The sequence below is a fragment of the Cryobacterium sp. W22_MBD10_FK3 genome, assembly GCF_052113745.1.
Lineage (GTDB): Bacteria > Actinomycetota > Actinomycetes > Actinomycetales > Microbacteriaceae > Cryobacterium.
In genome coordinates, this window is the sequence record NZ_JBGQOH010000004.1 from 119,239 (window position 1) to 142,265 (window position 23,027).

A 23,027-nucleotide genomic window follows, 5' to 3' on the forward strand; every position below is an offset into this window, starting at 1 on the left:
GGTTACTTACCACTCTTTCCGGCCTTGCGGCGAACAATCTCGCCGGCGTAACGCACACCCTTACCCTTGTAGGGCTCAGGCTTGCGAATCTTACGGATGTTTGCGGCAACCTCGCCGACGGCCTGCTTGTCGATACCGCTGACCGTGAGCTTGTTAACGCCCTCGACGGTCAGGGAGATACCAACGGGCGGCTCGATGAGGACCGGGTGCGAGAAGCCGAGGGCGAACTCAACTGAGGTGCCCTTCTGTGCGACGCGGTAACCGGTACCGACGATCTCGAGTCCCTTGGTGTAACCCACGGTGACGCCGATGATCTGGTTGGCGATCAGGGTGCGGGTCAGTCCGTGCAGCGAACGCGAAGCGCGCTCGTCGTCGGGACGGGTGACCAGAACCTGGCCATCGGTGACCTTGACCTCGATGGGGTTGGCGACGGTGAGCGCGAGCTCGCCCTTCGGACCCTTGACGCTGACGGCCTGGCCGTTAGCTTCGACCGTGACACCCGCGGGGATCTCGATCGGAAGTCTTCCAATACGTGACATTGTCGGCTACCACACGTAGGCGAGAACTTCTCCGCCTACGCCCTTCTTCTCAGCCTGGCGGTCGGTGAGCAGACCGCTGGAGGTGGACAGGATGGCAACGCCGAGGCCGCCGAGAACCGTGGGGATCTCAGTCGACTTTGCGTACACGCGCAGGCCGGGCTTGGAAACCCGCTTGATGCCGACGATGGAACGCTCGCGGTTGGGGCCGAACTTGAGGTTCAGCGTGAGGGTCTTTCCGACCTCTGCATCCTTGACATCCCAGGCAGAGATGTAACCCTGTGCCTTGAGGATGTCTGCGATGTGCGCCTTGAGCTTGCTGTGCGGCATCGACACTGTGTCGTGGTACGCCGAGTTAGCGTTGCGCAGTCTGGTCAGCATATCTGCGACCGGATCTGTCATTGTCATTTTGTGGTGCCTTTCTCGCCTGGTTTCGTTCACCCGTTACACGGATGACGACCTGTGGTGGTGGAGGGGGCCGAACGGCTGTCCGGCCCCCGAGGGTAAAGCTAGTTTAGGAGTTCTCGGCCGTCTTGAACGGGAAGCCAAGCGCCTTAAGCAGCGCGCGGCCCTCGTCGTTGTTCTTGGCGGTCGTCACAACAGTGATGTCCATACCGCGAATACGGTCGATCCGGTCCTGGTCGATCTCGTGGAACATAACCTGCTCCGTGAGACCGAACGTGTAGTTGCCGGCGCCGTCGAACTGCTTGTCCGAGAGGCCGCGGAAGTCGCGGATACGGGGCAGGGCGAGGCTGAGCAGCCGGTCGAGGAACTCCCACATGCGGTCGCCACGAAGTGTGACGTGCGTGCCAATGGGCTGTCCTTCACGCAGTTTGAACTGCGCGATGGACTTGCGTGCCTTGGTGACCTGCGGCTTCTGGCCGGTGATCTTGGTGAGGTCGGCGACGGCGCCATCCATGATCTTGCCGTCGCGTGCTGCCTCGCCGACACCCATGTTGACGATGATCTTCGTCAGGTTGGGTACCTGGTGGACGTTGGTGAAGCCCAGGTCCTTGGCGAGCTGCAGGGAGATCTCTTCGCGATACTTCTGCTTGAGACGCGGCAGCACGACGGGCTTGGCGGCCTCGGTGGTGGTGTCAGTCATTAGAGGTCCTTACCTGACTTCTTGGCGTAACGAACGCGGACCGTCTTGGTGACGCCGTCCTTCGTTACCTCTTCGAGGCGGAAACCGACCTTGGTCGGCTTCTTGGACTCCGGGTCGACGAGTGCGACGTTGGAAGCGTGAATCGATGCTTCCACAGTCTCGATGCCGCCGGTCTTGGAGCCGCGCTGGGTCTGGCCGACGCGGACATGCTTCTTGACGAAGTTGATGCCCTCGACGAGTACGCGGTTCTTCTCAACCTGTACCTCGAGCACGCGCCCCTGCTTGCCACGGTCTCCGCCGCGAGCCTGGGTGCGGCCGGTGATGACCTCTACGAGGTCACCCTTCTTGATTCTGGCCATGATTTAGATAACCTCCGGTGCCAACGAAATGATCTTCATGAACTTCTTGTCGCGGAGTTCGCGACCGACCGGTCCGAAGATACGGGTACCACGGGGGTCTCCGTCAGCCTTCAAGATCACTGCGGCGTTCTCATCGAACTTGATGTACGAGCCGTCTGGACGACGGGTCTGCTTTTTGACGCGAACGATGACGGCTTTGACGACGTCACCCTTCTTGACGTTGCCGCCCGGGATGGCGTCCTTGACGGTGGCGACGATAACGTCACCCAGTCCGGCGTAACGACGGCCGGAGCCACCGAGAACACGGATCGTCAACAGGACCTTGGCACCGGTGTTGTCGGCAACTTTGAGTCGTGATTCTTGCTGAAGCACTTTCTAACTCCTTCTATCAAGTAAGCGCGAGCGCTTACTTGGCCTTCTCGAGAATCTCGACCAGGCGGAAGCGCTTGGTGGCGCTCAGCGGACGGGTTTCGCTGATCAGGACCAGGTCGCCGACTCCGGCGGAGTTCGCCTCGTCGTGAACCTTCAGCTTGGACGTACGGCGGATGACCTTGCCGTACAGGGGGTGCTTCACGCGGTCTTCGACCTCGACAACGATGGTCTTATCCATCTTGTCGCTGGTCACGTAACCACGCATCGTCTTGCGGTAGCCGCGCACGAGAGCCTCGGCGGGGACGACCGTTTCATCAGTCTTCGCCATGATTAGGCCTCCTTCGTCTCGACGGCGTCAGCCTCGGGAGCATCCGTGGATGCGTCCTTGGCCTTGGCCTTCTTGGTCGTCTTCTTCTCAGCCTTGGCCGGGGCCTCGACTGCGACGGGAGTGGCACGAATGCCCAGCTCGCGCTCACGGAGAACCGTGTAGATGCGTGCAATGTCCCGCTTGACCGCGCGAAGGCGGCCGTGGCTTTCGAGCTGGCCGGTGGCCGACTGGAAGCGCAGGTTGAACAGCTCTTCCTTGGCCTTCTTCAGCTCGTCGAACAGTCGTTCGTTTTCAAAAGTGTCGAGCTCGACTGAGGCGAGCTCCTTGGATCCGATCGCCATTATGCGTCGCCCTCCTCGCGCTTGATGATGCGTGCCTTGAGGGGCAGCTTGTGAATTGCGCGGGTGAGCGCTTCGCGAGCAACGGTGTCAGAGACACCGGAAAGCTCGAAGAGCACGCGGCCCGGCTTGACGTTCGCGACCCACCACTCGACCGAACCCTTACCGGAACCCATGCGGGTTTCGGCAGGCTTCTTGGTGAGCGGGCGGTCCGGGTAGATGTTGATCCAGACCTTGCCGCCACGCTTGATGTGACGCGTCATGGCGATACGAGCGGACTCGATCTGACGGTTGGTCACGTACGCGGGGGTGAGGGCCTGAATGCCGTACTCGCCGAACGAAACAGTAGTACCACCGGTTGCGTGGCCGGTACGGCCCGGGTGGTGCTGCTTGCGGTGCTTAACTCTGCGGGGAATCAACATTATTTAGCCTCAACTCCTGCTGCAACCGGAGCCGCGCCCTCTGCGCGAGGCGCACGGCGGGGACGGTCGTCACGACGCTCGGGGCGGGACGACTTAGCGTTGGCCTGCTCGCGAGCGAGTTCCTTATTGGTGATGTCGCCCTTGTAGATCCAGACCTTCACGCCGATGCGGCCGAAGGTGGTCTTGGCTTCGTAGAAGCCGTAGTCGATGTTCGCGCGCAGGGTGTGCAGCGGCACACGGCCTTCGCGGTAGAACTCCGAACGGCTCATCTCAGCGCCACCGAGACGACCGGACACCTGGATGCGAACACCCTTGGCGCCGGCGCGCTGGGCGCCCTGCAGGCCCTTACGCATCGCGCGGCGGAAAGCCACACGAGCGGAGAGCTGCTCTGCGATGCCCTGCGCGACGAGCTGTGCATCCTGCTCGGGGTTCTTGACCTCGAGGATGTTCAGCTGGATCTGCTTGGCGGTGAGCTTTTCAAGGTCGGACCGGATGCGCTCTGCTTCCGCGCCGCGACGACCGATCACGATGCCCGGACGGGCGGTGTGAATGTCGACACGGACACGATCGCGGGTGCGCTCGATCTCGATGCGGGAAACGCCGGCGCGGTCGAGGCTGGTGCTCAACAGGCGGCGGATCTTGACGTCTTCAGCGACGAAGTCGCTGTAACGCTGGCCCGGCTTCGTGCTGTCAGAGAACCAACGCGACACGTGGTCGGTCGTGATTCCCAGACGGAAGCCATACGGGTTTACTTTCTGACCCATTACTTCGTACCCTCCTCAGGAGTGGCGAGCACAACAGTGATGTGGCTCGTACGCTTCTTGATCTGGAATGCGCGACCCTGTGCGCGGGCCTGGAAACGCTTGAGCGTCGTGCCCTCGTCGACGAATGCCTGGGAGATGAACAGATCCTGTTCGTCCAGGAACTCGTTCGCAGCATCGGCCTTGACCCGTGCGTTCGCGATGGCCGATTCGACCAGCTTGTACACGGGGTCGGACGCGCCCTGCGGCGCGAACTTGAGAATTCCCAGCGCTTCATGCGCCTGCTTGCCACGAATCAGGTTGACAACGCGACGGGCCTTCTGGGCGGTAACGCGGATGTGACGCACGCGTGCGATCGACTCCACCATTTCTCCTCCTTCACGTCACCGCGTTAGCGGCGACGACCCTTCTTGTCATCCTTCACGTGACCACGGAAGGTGCGGGTGGGAGCAAACTCGCCGAGTTTGTGCCCAACCATGCTCTCGGTGACGAACACCGGGATGTGCTTGCGACCGTCGTGAACCGCGATGGTGTGCCCGAGCATGTCGGGGATGATCATCGAACGGCGCGACCAGGTCTTGATTACGTTCTTGCTTGAGGCTTCATTCGCCTTGACAACCTTGCGAAGCAGGTGGTCGTCAACGAAGGGGCCCTTCTTAAGACTTCTTGGCATCGTCTACTCCTACTTACGCTTCTTGCCGACGGTACGGCGACGAACAATGAGCTTGTCGCTTTCCTTGTTCGGGTGGCGGGTGCGCCCTTCCTTCTGGCCCCAGGGGCTGACGGGGTGACGTCCACCGGACGTCTTACCCTCACCACCACCGTGCGGGTGGTCGACCGGGTTCATGGCAACACCACGAACGGTCGGGCGAACGCCTTTCCAGCGCATCCGGCCGGCCTTGCCCCAGTTGATGTTCGACTGCTCGGCGTTGCCGACCTCGCCGATCGTGGCGCGGCAGCGGGCGTCGACGTTACGGATTTCTCCGGACGGCAGGCGCAGCTGGGCGTAGATGCCATCCTTCGCGACCAGGCGAACCGACACTCCGGCGGAGCGGGCCAGCTTGGCGCCACCACCCGGACGGATCTCGATGGCGTGAATGATGGTACCGGTGGGGATGTTCTTCAGGGGCAGGTTGTTGCCGGGCTTGATGTCAGCACCGGCACCCGACTCGACGATGTCGCCCTGGTTCAGCTTGTTCGGCGCAATGATGTAGCGCTTGGAGCCGTCCAGGAAGTGCAGCAGCGCGATGCGCGCCGTGCGGTTGGGGTCGTACTCGATGTGAGCGACCTTGGCGTTGACACCGTCTTTGTCGTTACGACGGAAGTCGATCACGCGGTACTGGCGCTTGTGGCCACCACCGATGTGACGCGTCGTGATGCGACCCTGGTTGTTACGACCACCGGTCTTGGACAGCGGACGAAGCAGCGACTTCTCGGGCGTCGAACGGGTGATCTCTGCGAAGTCCGCAACAGAAGAACCGCGACGACCGGGGGTCGTGGGCTTGTACTTACGAATAGCCATTTCTTATTCCTCTAGTCCTGGCCGCTTAGCCGACGGCCGTGAAGATGTCGATGGAACCGGACTTGAGCGTGACGATGGCACGCTTGGTGTCCTTGCGCTTACCCATGCCGAACTTGGTACGGCGAGTCTTGCCGATGCGGTTCATGGTGTTGATCGACGCAACCTCAACCTTGAAGATCTTCTCGATCGCCAGCTTGATTTCGGTCTTGTTCGAGCGCGGGTCCACGATGAAGGTGTACTTGCCCTCGTCGATCAGGCCGTAGCTCTTTTCAGAGACGACCGGAGCGATGATGACGTCGCGGGGGTCCTTTTGAATCGGGGTAGCCATTATGCGGACACCTCTTCCTTCTTGGTCTTGTGCGCCACGAACGCGTCAAACGCGCCCTTGGTGAAGACGATGTCGTCAGAGACGAGAACGTCATAGGCATTCAGCTGGTCCCAGGACAGCACGTGCACCGTCGGGAGGTTGCGGATGCTGCGGAGGGTCATCTCGTCGCTGCGCTCGAGAACAACCAGCACGTGCTTGCTGCTGGCGATCTGGGTGAGCAGCGTGATGGCGCCCTTGGTGCTGGGCGTCTCGTTCGAGAACAGTGCGGTGACCACGTGAAGACGGTCGCCACGGGCGCGGTCAGAGAGTGAACCCTTGAGCGCGGCGGCAATCATCTTCTTCGGGGTGCGCTGGTCGTAGCTGCGCGGGGTGGGTCCGTGGACGATGCCACCACCGGTCATCTGAGGGGCGCGGATCGAGCCCTGACGAGCGCGACCGGTTCCCTTCTGCTTGAACGGCTTGCGGCCGGCACCGGAAACTTCTCCGCGGCTCTTCACCTTGTGAGTACCCTGACGTGCGGCAGCGAGCTGCGCGACAACGACCTGGTGGATCAGCGGGATGTTGGTCTGGACGTCGAAGATTTCGGCGGGCAGCTCAACGGAGCCGGCCTTCTTGCCGTTGGCGTCGATGAGGTCGAGTGCGGTAGCCATAAGAACTACGCTCCCTTCACTGCGGTGCGGACGAATACGAGGCGGCCCTTGGCGCCGGGAACGGCACCCTTGACCAGGATGAGGCCCTTGTCGGCGTCGATCGCGTGAACCTTGAGGTTCAGCACGGTCACGCGCTCGCCACCCATACGACCGGCCATGCGCATGCCCTTGAAGACACGGCTGGGGGTCGAGGAGGCACCGATGGAACCGGGCTTGCGGTGGTTGCGGTGCGAACCGTGCGAAGCGGAAACACCCTTGAAGTTGTGACGCTTCATAACACCGGCGAAACCCTTGCCCTTGGAGGTGCCCATGACGTCGACCTTGGTGCCGGCAACGAAGACACCGTCAACGGTGAGTTCCTGGCCCAGGGTGTAGTCAGCGGCATCCGCGGTGCGGAGCTCGGTAACGTGGCGGCGCGGCGTGACGCCGGCCTTCTCGAAGTGTCCTGCGGACGGCTTGTTCACCTTGCGGGGGTCGATGGCGCCAGAGGCAATCTGGACGCCGGCGTAGCCGTCGATGTCCTTCGTGCGGATCTGGGTCACAACGTTCGGCGAGATCTCGATGACGGTAACGGGAACGAGCTTGTTGTTCTCGTCCCACACCTGCGTCATGCCGAGCTTCTTGCCGAGGAGGCCCTTGGTGGTCTTGGTATCTGCGTACGACATCGCGGGCCCTAGAGCTTGATCTCGATGTTGACGTCGGCCGGGAGGTCGAGACGCATAAGCGAGTCGACGGCCTTCGGCGTCGGGTCAATGATGTCGATCAGACGCTTGTGGGTGCGCATTTCAAAGTGCTCCCGGCTGTCCTTGTACTTGTGAGGGGAACGGATGACACACACCACGTTCTTCTCGGTCGGAAGCGGCACGGGGCCGACGACGGTCGCGCCCGCACGGGTCACGGTGTCGACGATCTTGCGCGCCGAGATGTCGATGACCTCGTGGTCATACGACTTAAGTCGAATGCGGATCTTCTGTCCCGCCATGTCGAACTCTCTTTCTTGTCAAGGCTTCTTACATCCCGAGGGCTGCATTGGACGCCGTAGTAGCACTGCTGCTATCGCACCACTGTTCATCTGTCAATTTCGATCCGGCCGGGGATCCGACCTTCTCGAGCCAACTCCCCCAGGCCGGGGCCTGACGGGTGACATGGTTTTACCCACGCATCCAAGAAGTTGATTTAAGCTTCGTTCTGCTACCCGCGGCCTAGCTCCGACCCTCAAGGGGCGAGCTATGCACTGCCTGGTAGTGATTCCGGTCTCGCGAGCAGCGCGATCCGAAAGTGTTGAACTAGAAGAGTCTGCCACAGGAAAGGGTCATTGTGCAACCCGGGCGTGTCGCGTTGGGCGTGTCGCCGAGATCCGCGTCATTCCGGGCCAGTTCGGTGTCTCCCCCACCAGTCTGCGACGCCGAATTCGTCCGCTGGTCGAGCCCCTCGACAGGCCCAGGTCCCGCCCGTGGATCGAGCCTGTCGAGACCGCGGTCCGGTCGGGCCGCGGGCTGCTACTCGGGGTCTGCAGCGTTGTCGCGGCCGGTGGTGCCGTCGTTGCGGCCCACGTGCTTGTCGGCGGTGTCGCGGGCGTTCTGGATCTTGTCGGCGTGCTTGTTGCCGGTGACCTTGTTGGCCGCCGCCGCAGCGCCGTCGATGACCTTGTCGGAGATCTCCTCGCCCTTGTCGGTCTTGAGGAAGTCCTGAGCTTTACGGGTGATGTCGTTGAGGTTCATGGGGGTCTCCGTTCTCGGGGGTGGTTACGAGGGTAGTTCGGGTCGCGGGGTCGCGACAAGCTCGACCAGCGGATTGGGAGCGAGTCGCGGCGGGTTGGCAGATGTGGCATGACCCGCGAATCCCGCGGCCCGGGAACGACAAAAGGGCCGGTCCCGAAGGACCGACCCTGTTGTTGTCGACGAGCTCAGCGAGTGAGCAGGCCTACTGAATTACTTGAGAACCTTGATGACGGTTCCGGCGCCGACGGTGCGGCCACCTTCACGAATAGCAAAGCCGAGGCCCTCTTCCATGGCGATCGGCTGGATCAGCGCGACAGTCATTTCCACGGTGTCGCCAGGCATGACCATCTCGGTGCCCTCGGGCAGCGTGATGACGCCGGTGACGTCGGTGGTGCGGAAGTAGAACTGCGGGCGGTAGTTCGCGTAGAACGGGTTGTGACGCCCACCCTCATCCTTTGACAGGATGTACGCGGTGCCCTCGAAGTCGGTGTGCGGCGTAACCGAACCCGGCTTGACGACAACCTGGCCGCGCTCAACGTCTTCGCGCTTGGTGCCACGAAGAAGAAGACCACAGTTCTCGCCGGCCCATGCCTCGTCGAGCTGCTTGTGGAACATCTCGATACCGGTGACCGTGGTCTTGATCGTCGGGCGGATGCCGACAACCTCGACCTCGGAGTTCAGCTTGAGGGTTCCACGCTCGGCGCGGCCGGTGACGACGGTTCCACGACCGGTGATCGTGAAGACGTCCTCGATCGGCATCAGGAAGGGCTTGTCCTTGTCGCGGACGGGCTCCGGGAAGTAGTCATCCACTGCCTGCATGAGCTCGAGGATCTTTGCAACCCACTTGGGGTCACCCTCGAGCGCCTTGAGGGCGGAAACCTGAACGACGGGGGCGTTGTCGCCATCGAAGCCCTGGCTGGAGAGCAGTTCACGAACCTCGAGCTCAACGAGCTCAAGGATCTCTTCGTCGTCGACCGCGTCGGACTTGTTCAGCGCGACGAGCAGGGACGGCACGCCGACCTGCTTGGCGAGAAGAACGTGCTCACGGGTCTGAGCCATCGGGCCGTCAGTAGCGGCAACCACGAGGATCGCGCCGTCCATCTGAGCAGCACCGGTGATCATGTTCTTGATGTAGTCAGCGTGGCCCGGAGCGTCAACGTGTGCGTAGTGACGCTTCTCGGTCTCGTACTCAACATGCGAGATGTTGATCGTGATGCCGCGCTGGCGCTCTTCGGGGGCGGAGTCGATCGACGCGAAGTCGCGCTGAACGTTGGTCTTGGAAGGGAACGTGTCGGCGAGGACCTTCGAGATCGCTGCCGTCAGCGTGGTCTTTCCGTGGTCAACGTGACCGATCGTTCCGATGTTTACGTGCGGCTTGGTCCGCTCGAACTTGGCCTTGGCCACTGTGGGTCCTCCTCAGGACTCTCGGCTCCACCGGACGTTGGTTTACGCCCGGTGGAACTGCTGGATTTGTGTACTTATGTTACTCGGGCCAGGAGGCCTAAGCGATTCGGCCCGAAGGCCGGTGGGTTATTCGCCCTTGTTCTTCTGGATGATCTCGTCGGCAACAGCCTTCGGGACCTCCTGGTAGCTCTCGAAGGTCATCGAGTACACCGCACGGCCAGAGGTCTTGGACCTCAGGTCGCCGATGTAACCGAACATCTCCGACAGCGGAACGTGTGCGCGGATAACCTTCACGCCCTGTGCGTCCTCCATGGTCTGGATCTGGCCACGGCGAGAGTTGAGGTCACCGATGACGTCACCCATGTATTCCTCAGGGGTGCGCACCTCGACAGCCATCAACGGCTCGAGAAGAACCGGGTTTGCCTTCCGAACGGCTTCCTTGAAGCCCATCGAGCCGGCAATCTTGAACGCCATCTCCGAGGAGTCGACGTCGTGAGCGGCACCGTCAAGCAGGCTTGCCTTGACGCCGACCATCGGGTACCCGGCGAGCACACCCACGTGGAGTGCATCCTGGATTCCGGCGTCAACCGAAGGGATGTACTCACGCGGGATACGTCCACCGGTGACCTTGTTCACGAACTCGTACGACTTGTCTGCAGTGATTTCAAGCGGCTCGATCGCGAACTGAATCTTCGCGAACTGGCCGGATCCACCGGTCTGCTTCTTGTGCGTGTAGTCGTGACGCTCGACGGCCTTCTTGATCGTCTCGCGGTAAGCAACCTGGGGCTTGCCGACGTTCGCCTCAACGTTGAATTCACGCTTCATGCGGTCGACGAGGATGTCCAGGTGAAGCTCGCCCATTCCCTTGATGACCGTCTGACCAGTTTCCTGGTTCTGCTCGGTACGGAAAGTGGGGTCTTCTTCGGCCAGCTTCTGGATCGCGAGACCCAGCTTTTCCTGGTCCTGCTTGGTCTTCGGCTCGATGGCAACTTCGATAACCGGGTCAGGGAACGTCATCGACTCGAGGACGACCTGCTGCTGCGGGTCGCACAGGGTGTCGCCGGTGGTCGTGTCCTTGAGGCCGATGACCGCGTAGATGTGACCAGCGGTAACGAAACCGACCGGGTTTTCCTTGTTGGCGTGCATCTGGAAGATCTTCCCGATGCGCTCCTTCTTGCCCTTGGTGGAGTTGATGATCTGGGCACCGGAATCGATACGGCCGGAGTAAACCCGGACGTAGGTGAGACGACCGAAGAACGGGTGCACGGCAACCTTGAACGCCAGAGCCGCGAACGGCTCGTCGGCGTTGGGGTGCAGCATGATCGTCTTCTCTTCGTCACGCGCATCGAGAGCCTCGATGGCGGGAACGTCGAGCGGGGTCGGCAGGTAGTCGACAACGGCATCCAGCATCGGCTGCACACCACGGTTCTTGAACGCGGAACCGCAGAGGACCGGGTAGATCTCGCTGGCGACGGTAAGCTTGCGGATCGCATGCTTGATCTCGGACACGGTGAGGTCCTCGCCGGAGAAGTACTTCTCCATGAGGTCGTCATCGGTCTCGGCGACGGTCTCGAGGAGCAGCTTGCGGTATTCCGCAGCCTTCTCGACGAGGTCTTCGGGGATCTCTTCGATGGCGTACTTGGCGCCCATCTCAACGTCACCCTTGGAGTCGCCGCGCCAGGTCAGCGCACGCATCTCGACGAGGTCAACGACCCCTTCGAAGTTCGACTCTTCACCGATCGGCAGCTGGATGACCAGCGGCTTGGCGCCGAGGCGCTTCACGATGGTGTCGACGGTGTAGTAGAAGTCGGCGCCGAGCTTGTCCATCTTGTTGACGAAGCAGATGCGGGGCACGTCGTACTTGTCGGCCTGACGCCAGACGGTCTCGGACTGGGGCTCAACGCCCTCCTTGCCGTCGAACACGGCGACAGCGCCATCGAGCACGCGGAGCGAACGCTCCACCTCGACGGTGAAGTCGACGTGACCGGGGGTGTCGATGATGTTGATCTGGTTGCCGGCCCAGAAGCACGTGGTTGCAGCGGACGTGATCGTGATGCCACGTTCCTGCTCCTGTGCCATCCAGTCCATCGTCGAGGCGCCATCGTGCGTCTCACCGATCTTGTGGTTCACACCCGTGTAAAACAGGATGCGCTCGGTCGTGGTGGTCTTGCCGGCATCAATGTGGGCCATGATGCCGATGTTGCGGACCTTGCTCAGGTCGGTGAGCACGTCAAGTGCCACGGGTGTCCTCCGGAAGTGTTGATAAAGATGAGGTTGAACAGGCGTTTGCAGGACGAGCCTGCACCGCCGGTCGAGCTTGCCGAGACCAAAGCCTCAACCCGCTCGACCAACGGCGGACGACTACCAGCGGTAGTGAGCGAAAGCCTTGTTCGCTTCAGCCATCTTGTGAGTGTCCTCACGACGCTTCACAGCGGCGCCGAGGCCGTTGGACGCGTCGAGGATCTCGTTGGTGAGACGCTCGGTCATGGTCTTCTCGCGACGCGCCTTGGCGTAGCTGGTCAACCAACGCAGCGCGAGGGTGTTCGCACGGTGCGGCTTGACTTCGACGGGCACCTGGTAGGTGGAACCACCGACGCGGCGCGAACGCACCTCGAGGGTCGGGCGCACGTTGTCGAGTGCCTTCTTCAGCGTGACAACAGCATCCGCACCGTTCTTGGCAACGACGCCTTCGAGGGCATCGTAAACGATGCGCTCGGCGAGGCCCTTTTTGCCGTCGAGGAGGATCTTGTTGACCAGCTGGCTAACAATGGGGGCGCCGTATACCGGGTCAGCGATAACGGGACGCTTGGGCGCTGGGCCTTTACGAGGCATTACTTCTTCTCCATCTTGGCGCCGTAGCGGCTACGAGCCTGCTTGCGGTTCTTGACTGCCTGGGTGTCCAGGGCGCCACGAACGATCTTGTAACGAACACCGGGGAGGTCCTTAACACGACCACCGCGAACGAGCACCATCGAGTGCTCCTGCAGGTTGTGGCCTTCACCGGGGATGTAGGCGGTGACCTCGGTACCGTTGGACAGCTTGACGCGAGCAACCTTGCGGAGAGCCGAGTTCGGCTTCTTCGGGGTGGTCGTGTACACGCGCGTGCAAACGCCGCGCTGCTGGGGGTTGGACTTCAGGGCGGGAGCCTTGGTCTTGGTGACCTTGGGGCTGCGTCCCTTTCGCACCAACTGCTGAATGGTGGGCACTAATAACTCCTTGTTTTTGCTGCACGGTGACAGCTGACTGATGTCAAAGCATTCGAATCGCACCTCTCGGTGCTCATCGAGTTCATCTGGACCCGCCGGACATCACGGAATTGCTTCCGGTCGTTCTGGTGGGTATGCCGTGGGGGCCGCTCGGAGAGCAAACCCTGTTTGCGTGGAGTGTCGGGGCGTCTGAAGTGCAACCCGATGTCAGACAACGAAGCGGCATAACTGAAGCGCACGACAAAGCGCACACCGGTCAATGCTAACCCCGCCGGGGGTGCGGGTCAAGCGCGCCCGAGTTCCCCGCTACTCCCCCGTATGGACGGGCCCGAGGCCCTGGTCGTTTTGAAAGGAAAAAGTGAGATTGGTAGGACGAAATCGGCGAAAGCATCCTTGGAATCTCACTATCTCCTATGTTCCGCTCGCGACAGGTGCAGACCTTGGGCCATGGCCCGGAGGATCTCGCTCTCGATCCGGGCCCAGTCGAACAGAATCTGCCGGTAGTCGTAGCGCAGGACCGTGTAGCCCAGCAGCGCCAGCCGTCGATCGTGCGCGATGTCTGCCCGCCGTTGCTCGGCCGAGGAGTGGAAGCTGAACCCGTCGCTCTGCAGCACAAGCCGGTCGCCGATGAGCCCATCCACTTTGTGCCCGTCGAGCATGACCTGCTGGCTGACCCGGATGCCCGTCGCCGCCAGCCGTGCCACCGGTAGCGTCTCCAGACCCGAGTCGGACAATCCCGACGCGACGTCGCGCACGGCGCGGGCCGCGGCGCCGCGCACGGGCAAGCGTGCGAGCGACTGCTGCGTGACCAGGTTCTTGTTGAGGGCGGAGTCCCACACGACGAGAGCGTTTTCGAAGGGTTGGCATGCGGCGACGTGCACGAGGGCGTTCTCGATCGGTTCCACCAGGGCGAACCGGGCAACCGGCACCGGTCCGGCGCTCCAATGCACCCGCAGGGTGTCGGATGCCGGAACCGCCCCGTTCCTCGGCATGCTGACGTGGTTCATCCCGTCAGGGAGGTACCACAGCTCGAGTCGCCGGGCCACGCTGAGGCACGCTACCCGCCCGCCGAGCGCCGCCGCAGCGCTCAGGTCCAGCGGGGCCGTCGGCAAGGCCAGCCAATCGCGCCGGATGCGGGTGCACACACCTTCTGCAACGTTCCGCCTGATCGCGAAGCGCGTGAAGCCCGCACGGAGAGCCTGCTGGGAGTGCGCGATGCCGCCCTGCTGGTTGAGCCAGCTGCCGAGTTCCATGCGCCCAGTGTCGCCGCCGGCATCCGCTCATCGACCCCGGCATTCTCGGCTGTGCAAACTCCCCCAGGCTCGCCCCTGTGCACAACGCGCCCCGGCCCTGTGGCGTGGGCACGATTAGGAGGAGAAAGTGAGATTCCAAGGATGCAATCGGTGGCGGCATCCTCTTAATCGGCCGTTTTCCTCATAAACGTGCGCCGCTTAGTCGGATGCCAACGGTCAGGTGCCGTGCGGGTCGAGGGTGCTGCCCAGGTCGGCCAGCAGCGCCTGCACCTGCGGTTCCACGAACATGGCGATGGCGTGCTGCAGCGCCGTGCGGTGCTCGCGCAGGTCGGCGCAGACCCGCTTGCCCACCAGGGCGGCGTAGTCGTCGGCGAGCCGCATCTCCACCCGCAAAGCCGCTTTCTCCTCGATGGTCAACGGCGGCGGCACCAGTTCGGGGTCGTCGGCGCTGAGCGGCTGCACGAACTCCTCGAAGGTGAACAGGTATGGGGAGTCCGGTTCGGCGGGTGGGTCGAGGTCGAGGCCGTCGAACTCCGGCTCGAGGCCCTCGAGCGGCCGGTAGGCCTGCGCGGCACGGCGCAGTTCGATCAGGCCCAGCTCACGGTTGAGCAGGGGCAGGTTCTGCGCGGTGTAGGTCTCGACCTCGTCTTCGACGACAGTCTTGATGCGCATCGAGAGCGGATGCTGCACGGCGTGCGGCACATCGGTGTCGAGTCCGGCGGCGCGCAGCACCGGGGAGCCGAAGCACTGCTGGCAGAGTCTGGAGCGAGCCCGGTGTGTGCCGGGCCGCCAGCGGGGAACCCAACGCAACCAGGCCTCGACCTCGCGGTCGACCCGCGACTCGATGGATGCATCCATGGCTGTCAAGTTTAGTCGGTGCGGGCCCGCCAGTCACCAGGTTTCGACAACCTCAACCAGCGGAAGGGCAGGCTCAGCCGAAGTATCGGTCGGGGCGGTGGTTCATGGCGATGATCATGTTCAGGATGACCGCACCGACCACCGACAGCAGCACCATCGGCAGCGGCAGCGTCGCGAAGGCGGCAAGCACAATGAGCACGTCCACCACGAGCTGCACGTAGCCGGCGCGCCAGCCGCGGCTCTTCTGCAGGTAGAGCGCCAGGATGTTGACCCCGCCGAGACTGGCCTGGTGCCGGAACAGCACGATCAGGCCGATACCGGCCAGCAGGCTGCCGAGCAGGGTGGCGTAGATCGGGTCGATGTGCCGAATCTCCAAAAGGAGCGGGTGCACCTCGGAGAACAGTGAGACGAGCACCACGGCGACGAGGGTCTTCACGGTGAAACGCCAGCCCATCCGCCAGATCGCCAGGGCGAAGAACGGCAGGTTGACCAGTACGAACCACACCCCGAACGACCAGCTGGTGGCGTAACTGGCGAGCAGGGCGATGCCGGCGGTGCCGCCGGTGGCCACGCCGACCTCTTTGAGCAGATAGAGTCCGAAGGAGACGGCAAAGGTGCCGATGAACAGCGCCACCACATTCTCGAACCTGGAGTGCGGCACCCGCTGCGGGCGCTCGGACGGGTCGACGATCGGGGCGGATCCGGTGCGCGTCACGCGCGGGGCTCCGGGGTATGAATGGCGCAGGTCATTACGCCATGGTATCGAGCCGGGAGCTCAGCCCAGCGCCGCCGGCTTCTCCGGCACCGGGCCGGGCCAGGGGCCGTACCGCTCCACCATCTCGTCCATGGACACGGCGAGGGTGGGGCCGGTCATCTCGGTCCAGCCGAGGGCGGCTGCGGCCGGTGCCAGGTCGAGGGCCGAGTCGCCGTCCCGGAACGCCACGGCCGCCGTGGTGGTGGGCTCCTCCGCGGTCGCGGACCAGGCCATGGCGAGCGTGTAGTCCAGCAGCGCGGGCACATCGCCCGGGTAGCCGGCCTCGAGGTTCAGCCCGACGGTCAGCTCCAGTTGGTTGGGCAGCCCCACCGGCCCGGTCGACACGAACGCCGCGCTCACGCCGGGCAGCTGACTGAGCTCCTCGGTGACCTGCGCCGTGGTGCGAGTGGCGGTCGCCGAGGAGTTCGAGGTGGTGGGCTGGCCGGACCGGCCGAAACCGGCGCATCCCCCCAGCGCGAGCGCGGCAGTCAGGGTCGCCGCGACGAGCAGAGCTGTTCGGCGGATCGTCAAGACTCGGTGCTGGCGGTTCATGGGTTGCGTTGCGCTCCGTAGTCGGTGGTCGTGGACACGACCGCGCCGGTTTCCGTGTTGGTCGTGGTGGTCGTGGTGATGTGGGTCTGGTCGTCGGTGACCATGGTCACGGCCAACTCAGCATCCGCGTCCGGGAAGTACTCCCCCGCGGACTCGGTGAACGCGGTGACGCTCGGGTCCGACGACGCCGAAACCTCGCCGGCCGTGATGGCGTACCGTTCGGCGTTGTGCGCGCCCTGCTCGCCGGCGATGCCGACCGGCACGCCGTTGTCGCCCGGCAACGACGGGGCCGACGCCTGCACGGTGGTCCAGTTCGCGGCGTCGGGGTTGTTGTGGCCGTCGAGCTTGGCCACCGGGTCTTCGTCGAACTCGAGGGAGAGCACCTGCACGTCGCTGGGGATGTCGAAGTTGGCCACGGGCGATCCGCCGGTGACGACGTGGGTGAAGTTGTAGTTCAGGCTCGGGTCGGCCGCCATCTGCCCGGCGACGATGCCGCCCAGGCTGAAGCCCTGGATCATCACCGGGTTGTCCTTGGTGATGCCGGCCTCCTGCATAGCCGCATCCACGGCGCTGGACAGCGCCGTCTGCTGGGCCAACATGGCATGGGTGTCGCCGGTGACGTCGTTCGGCGTGCTGCCGGCGGCCGGGTCCCACACCTGGGTGCTGGGCACCTGCACGATGAAACTCGGCGGGTCGCCGGGCACCTCGGTGATGCGGATGCGTGCCAGCGCGTCTTCGTCGCCCGCGGCGGAAGTGTCGTACTTGTCGATCTGTGCCGACCCGGCGAACAGGCCCTCGAGGCTGGTGGGGGTGGCGACGTCGGCACCGACGATTTCGGGCGGGTTGATCAGGTTCTCGCCGGTGAGCAGCGGGCCGTCGTCGAAGTAGCCGCCCTGGTTGCCCGCCCCGATGATGGCCTGCAGCGCCTGCTCGTAGCTGGTGGGCGGCCACGGCACCCCGGTGAGCTTGGCCAGCAGCGCGTTGCTGGCGGCCGGGCCCAGCAGCATCGTCAGCGGCAGGGTGAGACCGGAGAGCAGCCCCGGGGCGCCTTGGGCGATCAGGTCGACGGCCCAGGCGTTCTCGCCCGCCAGCTCGTTGAGCAGGGCCAGCTGGTCGGCGAGCGTGCCGTCCACGGTTTCCTGCGCCTCGTCGCCGTCGTAGGTCGCGGCCGCGCCGGCCAGGACCAGTCCGAGCGCAAGGGCGGGATTGGCGAGCGTGCCGGGGTGGGCGAGCACGTTCTCGATGCCCTCGCCGAGCGATTCCAGCGCTTCGCCGCCGTACCCGGCGATGTAGACCAGGGCCACATCCGCGGCCGCGACCAGGCCCAGGCCCACGGCCAGCGGCACGGCCATGACGCCGAGAACGAAGGTGCCGGTGTTCACGGCCACGTCGGCGAGCAGCGCCAGGCCGCGGTCGACCGCCTCGTAGGCATCCACGGCGCCGGCCAGGAACACCGCGGTGACGCCGGCGTCGGTGGCGAAGAGCAGCATCTGGCCGGTGGCGAACACGATCTGCTGTTCGGCGGCGGCCGCGGTGATCGGCGAGAGGATGGCGGAGGCCAGCAGGTCGGCGTCGAGGGCGATACCCGCGGCGGCCAGGGATTGGTCAACGAGCTGCTGAGCCATGGCGGCGAGGTACCCGGACTCGGTGCGCATGTCATCGAGGTTGGCGCCGATGCCGCCGGCTCCCCCGGAGACGGTGAAGCCGGGCTCAGCCACGGAGCACCCCGAGCAGCGAGCCGACGGCGGTGGTGACCTGGCCGGTGATCGCGGCCGGGCCGGTGGTCTGGATGCGCACCCGGCTGGAGTCGACAAAATCGACCGTGGATTCGATGCGGCCCACCAGCGGGGTGTCGGCGCTCATCTGGAACCAGCCGGCGGCGCTGCGGAACCAGTGCACGGCGAGGGTATCGCCGGTGAGCGAGGTGGCGCAGACGCTGTAGCCGGCGTTGATGCCGAACGCGGGGCCCTCGAGCACCTGCTCGGCCTGCGGCCGGCCCACCTCGAGGGCGGCGGCGTGGATGATCTCGGGGCTGCCGGTGCGAATGGCCCCGATCAGGCCCTGCGCCAGGGTCAGCGGCAGCACCACCGCGGCGGGCCGGGCCTGCGGTGCCGTGGGGGTGTTTTTGGGTTCGAGGCGCACCAGGGAGCGCAGGGTCTCGCCGATCAGGGCGGTGACGGGGAACGCGGAGAGTTCGACGGCGTCCTCGTTGGCGGGGTGGCTGCCGTGGTCGTCGAGGCGTTGGCCCCGCACCAGCGACGCGGCGAAGCCGGCGCGCACGGCGACGGCCTGCAGGATGGTGCGGCCGCCGCCCCAGGAATGCACGGTGAGGTGCAGGGCCGGTTCGGTGAACAGGCCGAGAAAGCCGAGGACTGCGGGGTGGACTCTGGCGGGGAAGGCTTCGGTGGCGTCGGGTACGTGAGCGTCTCCGGCGGGGACGGCCGTGGCGTCGGCCGGCGCCGGCCGCAGCAGGCCCTGGTCGATCAGGCCCAGCTCGGCCACGAGCATCCGTTCGTCACGTTCGCTCTCGGGCACGTCATCGCCCCAGGCGGAGCGGAACTCGGCCGGGAGGGTGAGACCCGGGCAGCGACTCTGCAGCAGGTGCAGTTGGTCGGCGGTGAGACCGAACCGGGCCGGCTTGGCCGGAGCGGCGGGGGGTGCCGCGGTGGAGAATGCCATGGTTACCAGCCCCGTCGGTGGAAGGTGTCAGCCAGGTCGAGCCACTCGGGCGAGCCCGGGGTTGGCAGTGCCCGCACCGTGCGGATGAGCTCGTCGGCTTCGCTGACCAGCGCGCGGGGCACCTCGGTGCCGAAGAACTCGAAGACGTTCTCTGCACCCTCGGTGATCACCTCAACGGTGTTGCCCACCAGGCGGGCGGCGTCGTTCCAGCGGTCCGAGATCCACTGTTCGGCTTCGACGATGGCCTGTTTGACGGCTTCGACCGAGCGGATGTGGGCGTCGATGGCATCCGCTGCCTCGTCGAGCGAGCTGGCGGAGGCGTCGAGGTTGCCGGCACGCTGACCGAGCTGCTCGATGAAGGTGGCCGCGGCGGCCGAGACCCAGGTCGTGCCCACGGCGGATCGCAGCGTGGTGGCGCGGGTGCGGGTGTCGACGGCGAGGGTGCGCAGCTCGGCGGAGCGCCGGCCTAGTGCCGCCATATCGCCGTACATGCGCTCTCCCTGGGTTGACGTTGATGCTTCGGAGTGACCAAAGGCGTGACCGGAAACCGGTCACGCCTCTGGGTCACACGATGTTGAATTAGCCGCCGATGCCGCGGGCGAGCTCGTTGTCGACGTTCTCCAGGGCGGTGGCCGCCCGGGTGAGGAACTCCGACATGCCCTGGAGGCCGTTGACGGCCTCGGTGGTGCCCTTGGTGAACTGCTCGTACGAGGTGTGGAATGCGCCCGACGCGGCGTCGGTGACAAAGCCGCCGGCAACGAGGTTGTTGACCAGGCTCTGCAGCTGGGACAGCTTGGCGGTGACGTCGTCCTTGCCAGCGATCAAGCTGCGCGAAGCATCGGTCATCTCGCCGTAAGTTACGTTCATATTCGCCATGAGTTACTGCTCCTCTTATTAGTAGTTCGGGGCCAACCCCCTCAGGCCGACCGACTATGTACAACCTAACGAACCCTGGTGACGTTAAGGAATGGGCAGCACTCCCCATGCCCGAAATGGGGAGCGCTCCGGGTGGGGAGCGCCGGGAGGTGGGGTCAGGAGACTGACTCGGCGCTGTAGAGGGACTTACCGCTCCGCCAGGCGTTTCAGGCAGCCGAGCAGGGCCAGGAGGGCGCATCCCACGGCTATCCACACGATCCAGGCCAGCCAGCCCGGATCGGGCACCGGAACACAGCTGGGTGTGTAGGGCGTGCGCGGCCGCTTGATAGACGAGCGGAATCGTGCCGAGGGCCGCACCGCAGCCGAAGGCGAACCACGGTCGAAAACGTCGGTCGTGATGTCGTAGTGCACCGGCACCGCGATCAGCGCGCCCCAGGCCAGGATGCTGACCAGCAGCCAGAGCGCCCGGGACCAGAGCCGGGCGGGTCGCAGCACGATCACGTTCGAGCCGTCCTGGAAGAAGCCGCGCTCGCGGGTGAACCACAGGCCGCGACGGTGGTATTCGGCCAGGAACAGCGGCGCCGCGGCGACCATCAGGATGACGAACGGCGCGGTGATGAGGTTGTCGCCCCACCTCTCGCCGCCGGAGAAATCGTGCAGGTCGTCGCCGCCGGCGGTGGGCAGCACCAGCAGGGCCAGCAGCACGACGGCCGCGGCGCACAGCGCACCGCCCACCAGGTACAGGAGGGGTGCGTTGAACGGGGTGGGTTGGCTCGGTAGGCCGCGCGAGCCCGCCGTGCGGGAGCGACCGGCGATCTCGGCCTTGCGGCGCTCCGCCGCGCTCGGTCGCTGCCGCCGACAGGGTCGCGTTCCGGGCCGCTGACGAGACGCGGGCAACGGTTAGGAGTAGGAGTCGGCCGTGCCGAGGGGCTCGCCGGCACGCCAGTAGTTCACGGCCAGCAGCAGGCCACCGGCCACGAGGACCAGGCCGATGCACAATGTGGTGACGAAGAACGGGGTGTCCTCGAAGCCGAGCGCGATCCAGCACAGGCCGAGGAACCCGCCGCCGAGGCCGGCGATCCACAGGTCGAAGCGCCAGCGGAAGGTGACCCAGCGCCAAGTGCCCTTGCCGGCGCCGCCGTCGACGGCCTCCGGATGCGCCTTGATCCGCTGCAGATAGGCGGCCTTCTTCACCAGCGACACCAGGATCACCACGAACAAAGCCGCGGCCAGTCCGCCGTAAGAGGCCAGCAGCATCCACACCGCGGTGGCGTTTTCGTCTTTGAGACCCGCCGGCCAAGCGGTGCCGCCGATGAGGTTCTGCAACGGAATCAGCACCAGGAATACCCAGGCCGCCAGGGGCACCAGCAGCCAGACGGCGTGCAGCCCGAGCGGCAGCGGCTTGAATCGGGCAGTGGTGGATCCGCCGCGCAGGAACGTGGTGTCGCGGGCGGCCATCACACCGCGCCGGCGCAGATACCCAGGGATCAGGAAGCATGCGGCGGCCAGCAGGATGCCGGCCGGGATCGCGGTCATGGCCGACAGCGATGAGAGCTCCCGTTCGACGAAGCCGAACTCCGCCCGGTATGACAGGTTTTCCTCGTTGATACGGGCCAGGGCGTCGGCCTGCAGCGATGAGATCCCCGCGATGGTGACGACGAGCAGCGCGACCGCCGCGAGGGTGAGCACCACCCCGATCGAGAGCAGGATCAGGCCGCGGGAGTTGCGACCTGCCGTGGCTTCGGGCGTTGCGGTGGGGGTGGTGCTGTGGCTCATACCGAGTCGGCCTTCCAGGTGATCGAATCGACGATCGCGTCGAACAGTTCGGTGAAGAGCTCGGGGCTTTCCACCATGGGCGCTGAGATTGTGATGCGCAACAGGTCGTCGGCGTGCGGGCGCGGGATCCAATAGACCACCCGCAGGGAGGGCACCTTTTCACTACCCACCCGTTGCTGGGCGGATTCGGACTCCCTGGCCACCGGCCCGCTCTGTTGGTCGAGCAGCACCGCGCCGGGCAGGGCGGCTCGCAGGCGGTCGGCCGGGCTCAACTCGGCGGATGCGAGCACCGGCCAGGTCTCGGTGGTGGAGAGCATGGCGGCAGGGAACGGAATGCCGGGCATCAGTTCCAGCGACAGCGCGAACGACGTGGCGCCGGCATCCCTGGCCTGCTTCGCGGTCTTCACGAATTCGTCGCGGGTCTGGCGGCGCAGTCGCGCCGCACGGTCGCCGCCGCCGACCTGCTTCTTCACCATGGCGACGATGCGCTTGGTCATCGCGGCTTCGTCCTGCAACGGGATGACCGCCCAGGTGCCGGGCAGGATGATCGAATAGGTCTGATCCGGGCTGACTACCTCGCGGGTCACGCGGTCTCCTCGAGTTCAACGCGCAGGGTGGCCACAACCTCTTCGGTCTGGCGGGGCATGTTCACGAAGGCGCCCACGCCCTCGGCGGAGAAGACCAGCTGCACGAACTGGGCGGCGCCGGTCGGGAAGACGGCGAAGACTGTGCGCTCCTCGATGGTGGCTTCGGCATCGCCCGGGTCCCGGCGGGAGATGAAGTTGTGGGCGGCAACGAACGGTCCGGCCTCGACCTCCCCCTCCCACGTGGTGACGCCCAGGTACTCAGTGCCCGGGAAGCGCCGGCCCTCGTCGGCCTGCATCTCGGCCAGCTGCTGCGCCGCGGCGTCCGCGCTGGAGAGGCCGGCGCCGATGTCGGTGAGCTCGAAACCCAGAGCGCAGGAGGCACGGCCGGACTCGGGGTACGGCACCCAAACGGCGCAGCTGACGCGCGGGTTGCCGATACCGGCGAGGCGAACCTGCAGTGCCGTGAGCTGAGCGCCGAGCGTGCGGCGGCTCAGAGCATCCGTCACCACTTCGGCGGCCAGGGTCTCTCCCCACAGGGCCGTCTCGGCGCCCCCGAGCGGGATGGGGTACCAGGTGGGCTCAGGGTTGATGTTGAGGTCAACGATGTCCCTGGTGGGAAGGGGGGTGCGGGAGGTCATCG

At 64.9% G+C, this 23,027-nt stretch carries 33 protein-coding genes; all 33 read right to left on the reverse strand.

Annotated features, from left to right (window positions below; translation table 11 throughout):
- Window positions 1–2 precede the first annotated feature (2 nt).
- Complete coding sequence (rplF, locus tag ACEN2M_RS06460; RefSeq protein ID WP_134640282.1) at window positions 3–539, reverse strand: 50S ribosomal protein L6; 537 nt, start codon at window positions 537–539, stop codon at window positions 3–5.
- 6 nt (window positions 540–545) lie between these two features.
- Window positions 546–944, reverse strand: a complete 399-nt coding sequence (gene rpsH, locus ACEN2M_RS06465) for a 30S ribosomal protein S8 (protein ID WP_066597609.1) — start codon at window positions 942–944, stop codon at window positions 546–548.
- A gap of 106 nt (window positions 945–1,050) precedes the next feature.
- Window positions 1,051–1,641, reverse strand: coding sequence for a 50S ribosomal protein L5 (gene rplE, locus ACEN2M_RS06470; RefSeq protein WP_441647299.1), 591 nt, complete (start codon window positions 1,639–1,641; stop codon window positions 1,051–1,053).
- The gene (gene rplX / locus ACEN2M_RS06475; protein ID WP_441647300.1) at window positions 1,641–2,000 is read right to left on the reverse strand and encodes a 50S ribosomal protein L24; all 360 of its coding nucleotides are present in this window, start codon (window positions 1,998–2,000) and stop codon (window positions 1,641–1,643) included. Before rplX ends, rplE begins: the two co-directional genes overlap by 1 nt.
- A 3-nt stretch (window positions 2,001–2,003) precedes the next feature.
- The gene (rplN, locus tag ACEN2M_RS06480) at window positions 2,004–2,372 is read right to left on the reverse strand and encodes a 50S ribosomal protein L14 (RefSeq protein WP_066597616.1); all 369 of its coding nucleotides are present in this window, start codon (window positions 2,370–2,372) and stop codon (window positions 2,004–2,006) included.
- A gap of 34 nt (window positions 2,373–2,406) precedes the next feature.
- Window positions 2,407–2,700 (reverse strand): 30S ribosomal protein S17, encoded by a 294-nt coding sequence (gene rpsQ, locus ACEN2M_RS06485; RefSeq protein ID WP_134455236.1) that lies wholly within the window; start codon window positions 2,698–2,700, stop codon window positions 2,407–2,409.
- Between the two features lie 2 nt (window positions 2,701–2,702).
- Window positions 2,703–3,041 carry a 50S ribosomal protein L29 gene (rpmC, locus tag ACEN2M_RS06490; RefSeq protein ID WP_066597620.1) on the reverse strand — a complete coding sequence of 113 codons (339 nt, stop codon included), beginning with the start codon at window positions 3,039–3,041 and terminating at the stop codon, window positions 2,703–2,705.
- The gene (gene rplP, locus ACEN2M_RS06495; RefSeq protein ID WP_066597622.1) at window positions 3,041–3,460 is read right to left on the reverse strand and encodes a 50S ribosomal protein L16; all 420 of its coding nucleotides are present in this window, start codon (window positions 3,458–3,460) and stop codon (window positions 3,041–3,043) included. Before rplP ends, rpmC begins: the two co-directional genes overlap by 1 nt.
- A complete protein-coding gene (rpsC, locus tag ACEN2M_RS06500) occupies window positions 3,460–4,224 on the reverse strand; it encodes a 30S ribosomal protein S3 (RefSeq protein WP_066597624.1) in 765 nt (254 codons plus the stop codon). The genes rplP and rpsC overlap by 1 nt, the downstream gene beginning before the upstream one ends.
- Window positions 4,224–4,589, reverse strand: a complete 366-nt coding sequence (gene rplV, locus ACEN2M_RS06505) for a 50S ribosomal protein L22 (protein WP_066597626.1) — start codon at window positions 4,587–4,589, stop codon at window positions 4,224–4,226. Before rplV ends, rpsC begins: the two co-directional genes overlap by 1 nt.
- A gap of 23 nt (window positions 4,590–4,612) precedes the next feature.
- Window positions 4,613–4,894: a 30S ribosomal protein S19 gene (gene rpsS / locus ACEN2M_RS06510; protein ID WP_066597628.1), complete on the reverse strand. Its 282-nt coding sequence runs from the start codon at window positions 4,892–4,894 to the stop codon at window positions 4,613–4,615.
- A gap of 9 nt (window positions 4,895–4,903) precedes the next feature.
- Window positions 4,904–5,743 carry a 50S ribosomal protein L2 gene (gene rplB / locus ACEN2M_RS06515; RefSeq protein ID WP_110128309.1) on the reverse strand — a complete coding sequence of 280 codons (840 nt, stop codon included), beginning with the start codon at window positions 5,741–5,743 and terminating at the stop codon, window positions 4,904–4,906.
- Between the two features lie 25 nt (window positions 5,744–5,768).
- Entirely contained in the window at window positions 5,769–6,071 is a 303-nt protein-coding gene (gene rplW / locus ACEN2M_RS06520) for a 50S ribosomal protein L23 (RefSeq protein WP_088457176.1), read from the reverse strand.
- Window positions 6,071–6,721, reverse strand: a complete 651-nt coding sequence (gene rplD, locus ACEN2M_RS06525) for a 50S ribosomal protein L4 (RefSeq protein ID WP_441647301.1) — start codon at window positions 6,719–6,721, stop codon at window positions 6,071–6,073. Before rplD ends, rplW begins: the two co-directional genes overlap by 1 nt.
- Before the next feature lie 5 nt (window positions 6,722–6,726).
- Complete coding sequence (gene rplC / locus ACEN2M_RS06530) at window positions 6,727–7,386, reverse strand: 50S ribosomal protein L3 (protein WP_088457178.1); 660 nt, start codon at window positions 7,384–7,386, stop codon at window positions 6,727–6,729.
- Between the two features lie 8 nt (window positions 7,387–7,394).
- Window positions 7,395–7,703, reverse strand: a complete 309-nt coding sequence (gene rpsJ, locus ACEN2M_RS06535; RefSeq protein WP_035834607.1) for a 30S ribosomal protein S10 — start codon at window positions 7,701–7,703, stop codon at window positions 7,395–7,397.
- 517 nt (window positions 7,704–8,220) lie between these two features.
- Complete coding sequence (locus ACEN2M_RS06540; protein ID WP_441647302.1) at window positions 8,221–8,442, reverse strand: antitoxin; 222 nt, start codon at window positions 8,440–8,442, stop codon at window positions 8,221–8,223.
- Window positions 8,443–8,652: 210 nt separating this feature from the next.
- Window positions 8,653–9,846: an elongation factor Tu gene (tuf, locus tag ACEN2M_RS06545; RefSeq protein WP_134455197.1), complete on the reverse strand. Its 1,194-nt coding sequence runs from the start codon at window positions 9,844–9,846 to the stop codon at window positions 8,653–8,655.
- A 126-nt stretch (window positions 9,847–9,972) separates the two neighbouring features.
- Window positions 9,973–12,087, reverse strand: coding sequence for an elongation factor G (gene fusA, locus ACEN2M_RS06550; RefSeq protein ID WP_441647303.1), 2,115 nt, complete (start codon window positions 12,085–12,087; stop codon window positions 9,973–9,975).
- A 120-nt stretch (window positions 12,088–12,207) separates the two neighbouring features.
- The gene (gene rpsG, locus ACEN2M_RS06555) at window positions 12,208–12,678 is read right to left on the reverse strand and encodes a 30S ribosomal protein S7 (protein WP_066597688.1); all 471 of its coding nucleotides are present in this window, start codon (window positions 12,676–12,678) and stop codon (window positions 12,208–12,210) included.
- Window positions 12,678–13,052, reverse strand: a complete 375-nt coding sequence (gene rpsL, locus ACEN2M_RS06560) for a 30S ribosomal protein S12 (protein ID WP_055811472.1) — start codon at window positions 13,050–13,052, stop codon at window positions 12,678–12,680. The genes rpsG and rpsL overlap by 1 nt, the downstream gene beginning before the upstream one ends.
- Before the next feature lie 404 nt (window positions 13,053–13,456).
- On the reverse strand, window positions 13,457–14,305 hold the full coding sequence (locus tag ACEN2M_RS06565; protein WP_441647304.1) for an endonuclease domain-containing protein: 849 nt from the start codon (window positions 14,303–14,305) through the stop codon (window positions 13,457–13,459).
- Window positions 14,306–14,521: 216 nt separating this feature from the next.
- Window positions 14,522–15,163 carry a spermidine/putrescine ABC transporter substrate-binding protein gene (locus ACEN2M_RS06570; protein ID WP_441647305.1) on the reverse strand — a complete coding sequence of 214 codons (642 nt, stop codon included), beginning with the start codon at window positions 15,161–15,163 and terminating at the stop codon, window positions 14,522–14,524.
- 73 nt (window positions 15,164–15,236) lie between these two features.
- Complete coding sequence (locus ACEN2M_RS06575) at window positions 15,237–15,878, reverse strand: YitT family protein (protein ID WP_441647306.1); 642 nt, start codon at window positions 15,876–15,878, stop codon at window positions 15,237–15,239.
- 60 nt (window positions 15,879–15,938) lie between these two features.
- Window positions 15,939–16,469, reverse strand: a complete 531-nt coding sequence (locus tag ACEN2M_RS06580; RefSeq protein WP_441647307.1) for a hypothetical protein — start codon at window positions 16,467–16,469, stop codon at window positions 15,939–15,941.
- Window positions 16,466–18,187, reverse strand: a complete 1,722-nt coding sequence (locus ACEN2M_RS06585; protein ID WP_441647308.1) for a hypothetical protein — start codon at window positions 18,185–18,187, stop codon at window positions 16,466–16,468. The genes ACEN2M_RS06580 and ACEN2M_RS06585 overlap by 4 nt, the downstream gene beginning before the upstream one ends.
- Window positions 18,180–19,148: a hypothetical protein gene (locus ACEN2M_RS06590; protein WP_441647309.1), complete on the reverse strand. Its 969-nt coding sequence runs from the start codon at window positions 19,146–19,148 to the stop codon at window positions 18,180–18,182. The genes ACEN2M_RS06585 and ACEN2M_RS06590 overlap by 8 nt, the downstream gene beginning before the upstream one ends.
- A gap of 2 nt (window positions 19,149–19,150) precedes the next feature.
- Complete coding sequence (locus ACEN2M_RS06595) at window positions 19,151–19,639, reverse strand: hypothetical protein (protein ID WP_441647310.1); 489 nt, start codon at window positions 19,637–19,639, stop codon at window positions 19,151–19,153.
- An 88-nt stretch (window positions 19,640–19,727) separates the two neighbouring features.
- A complete protein-coding gene (locus ACEN2M_RS06600) occupies window positions 19,728–20,024 on the reverse strand; it encodes a WXG100 family type VII secretion target (RefSeq protein ID WP_441647311.1) in 297 nt (98 codons plus the stop codon).
- Window positions 20,025–20,210: 186 nt separating this feature from the next.
- Entirely contained in the window at window positions 20,211–20,759 is a 549-nt protein-coding gene (locus tag ACEN2M_RS06605) for a hypothetical protein (protein WP_441647312.1), read from the reverse strand.
- Between the two features lie 165 nt (window positions 20,760–20,924).
- The gene (locus tag ACEN2M_RS06610) at window positions 20,925–21,800 is read right to left on the reverse strand and encodes a hypothetical protein (RefSeq protein WP_441647313.1); all 876 of its coding nucleotides are present in this window, start codon (window positions 21,798–21,800) and stop codon (window positions 20,925–20,927) included.
- A complete protein-coding gene (locus ACEN2M_RS06615) occupies window positions 21,797–22,387 on the reverse strand; it encodes a hypothetical protein (RefSeq protein WP_441647314.1) in 591 nt (196 codons plus the stop codon). The genes ACEN2M_RS06610 and ACEN2M_RS06615 overlap by 4 nt, the downstream gene beginning before the upstream one ends.
- Entirely contained in the window at window positions 22,384–23,025 is a 642-nt protein-coding gene (locus tag ACEN2M_RS06620; protein ID WP_441647315.1) for a hypothetical protein, read from the reverse strand. Before ACEN2M_RS06620 ends, ACEN2M_RS06615 begins: the two co-directional genes overlap by 4 nt.
- Between the last annotated feature and the right edge of the window lie 2 nt (window positions 23,026–23,027).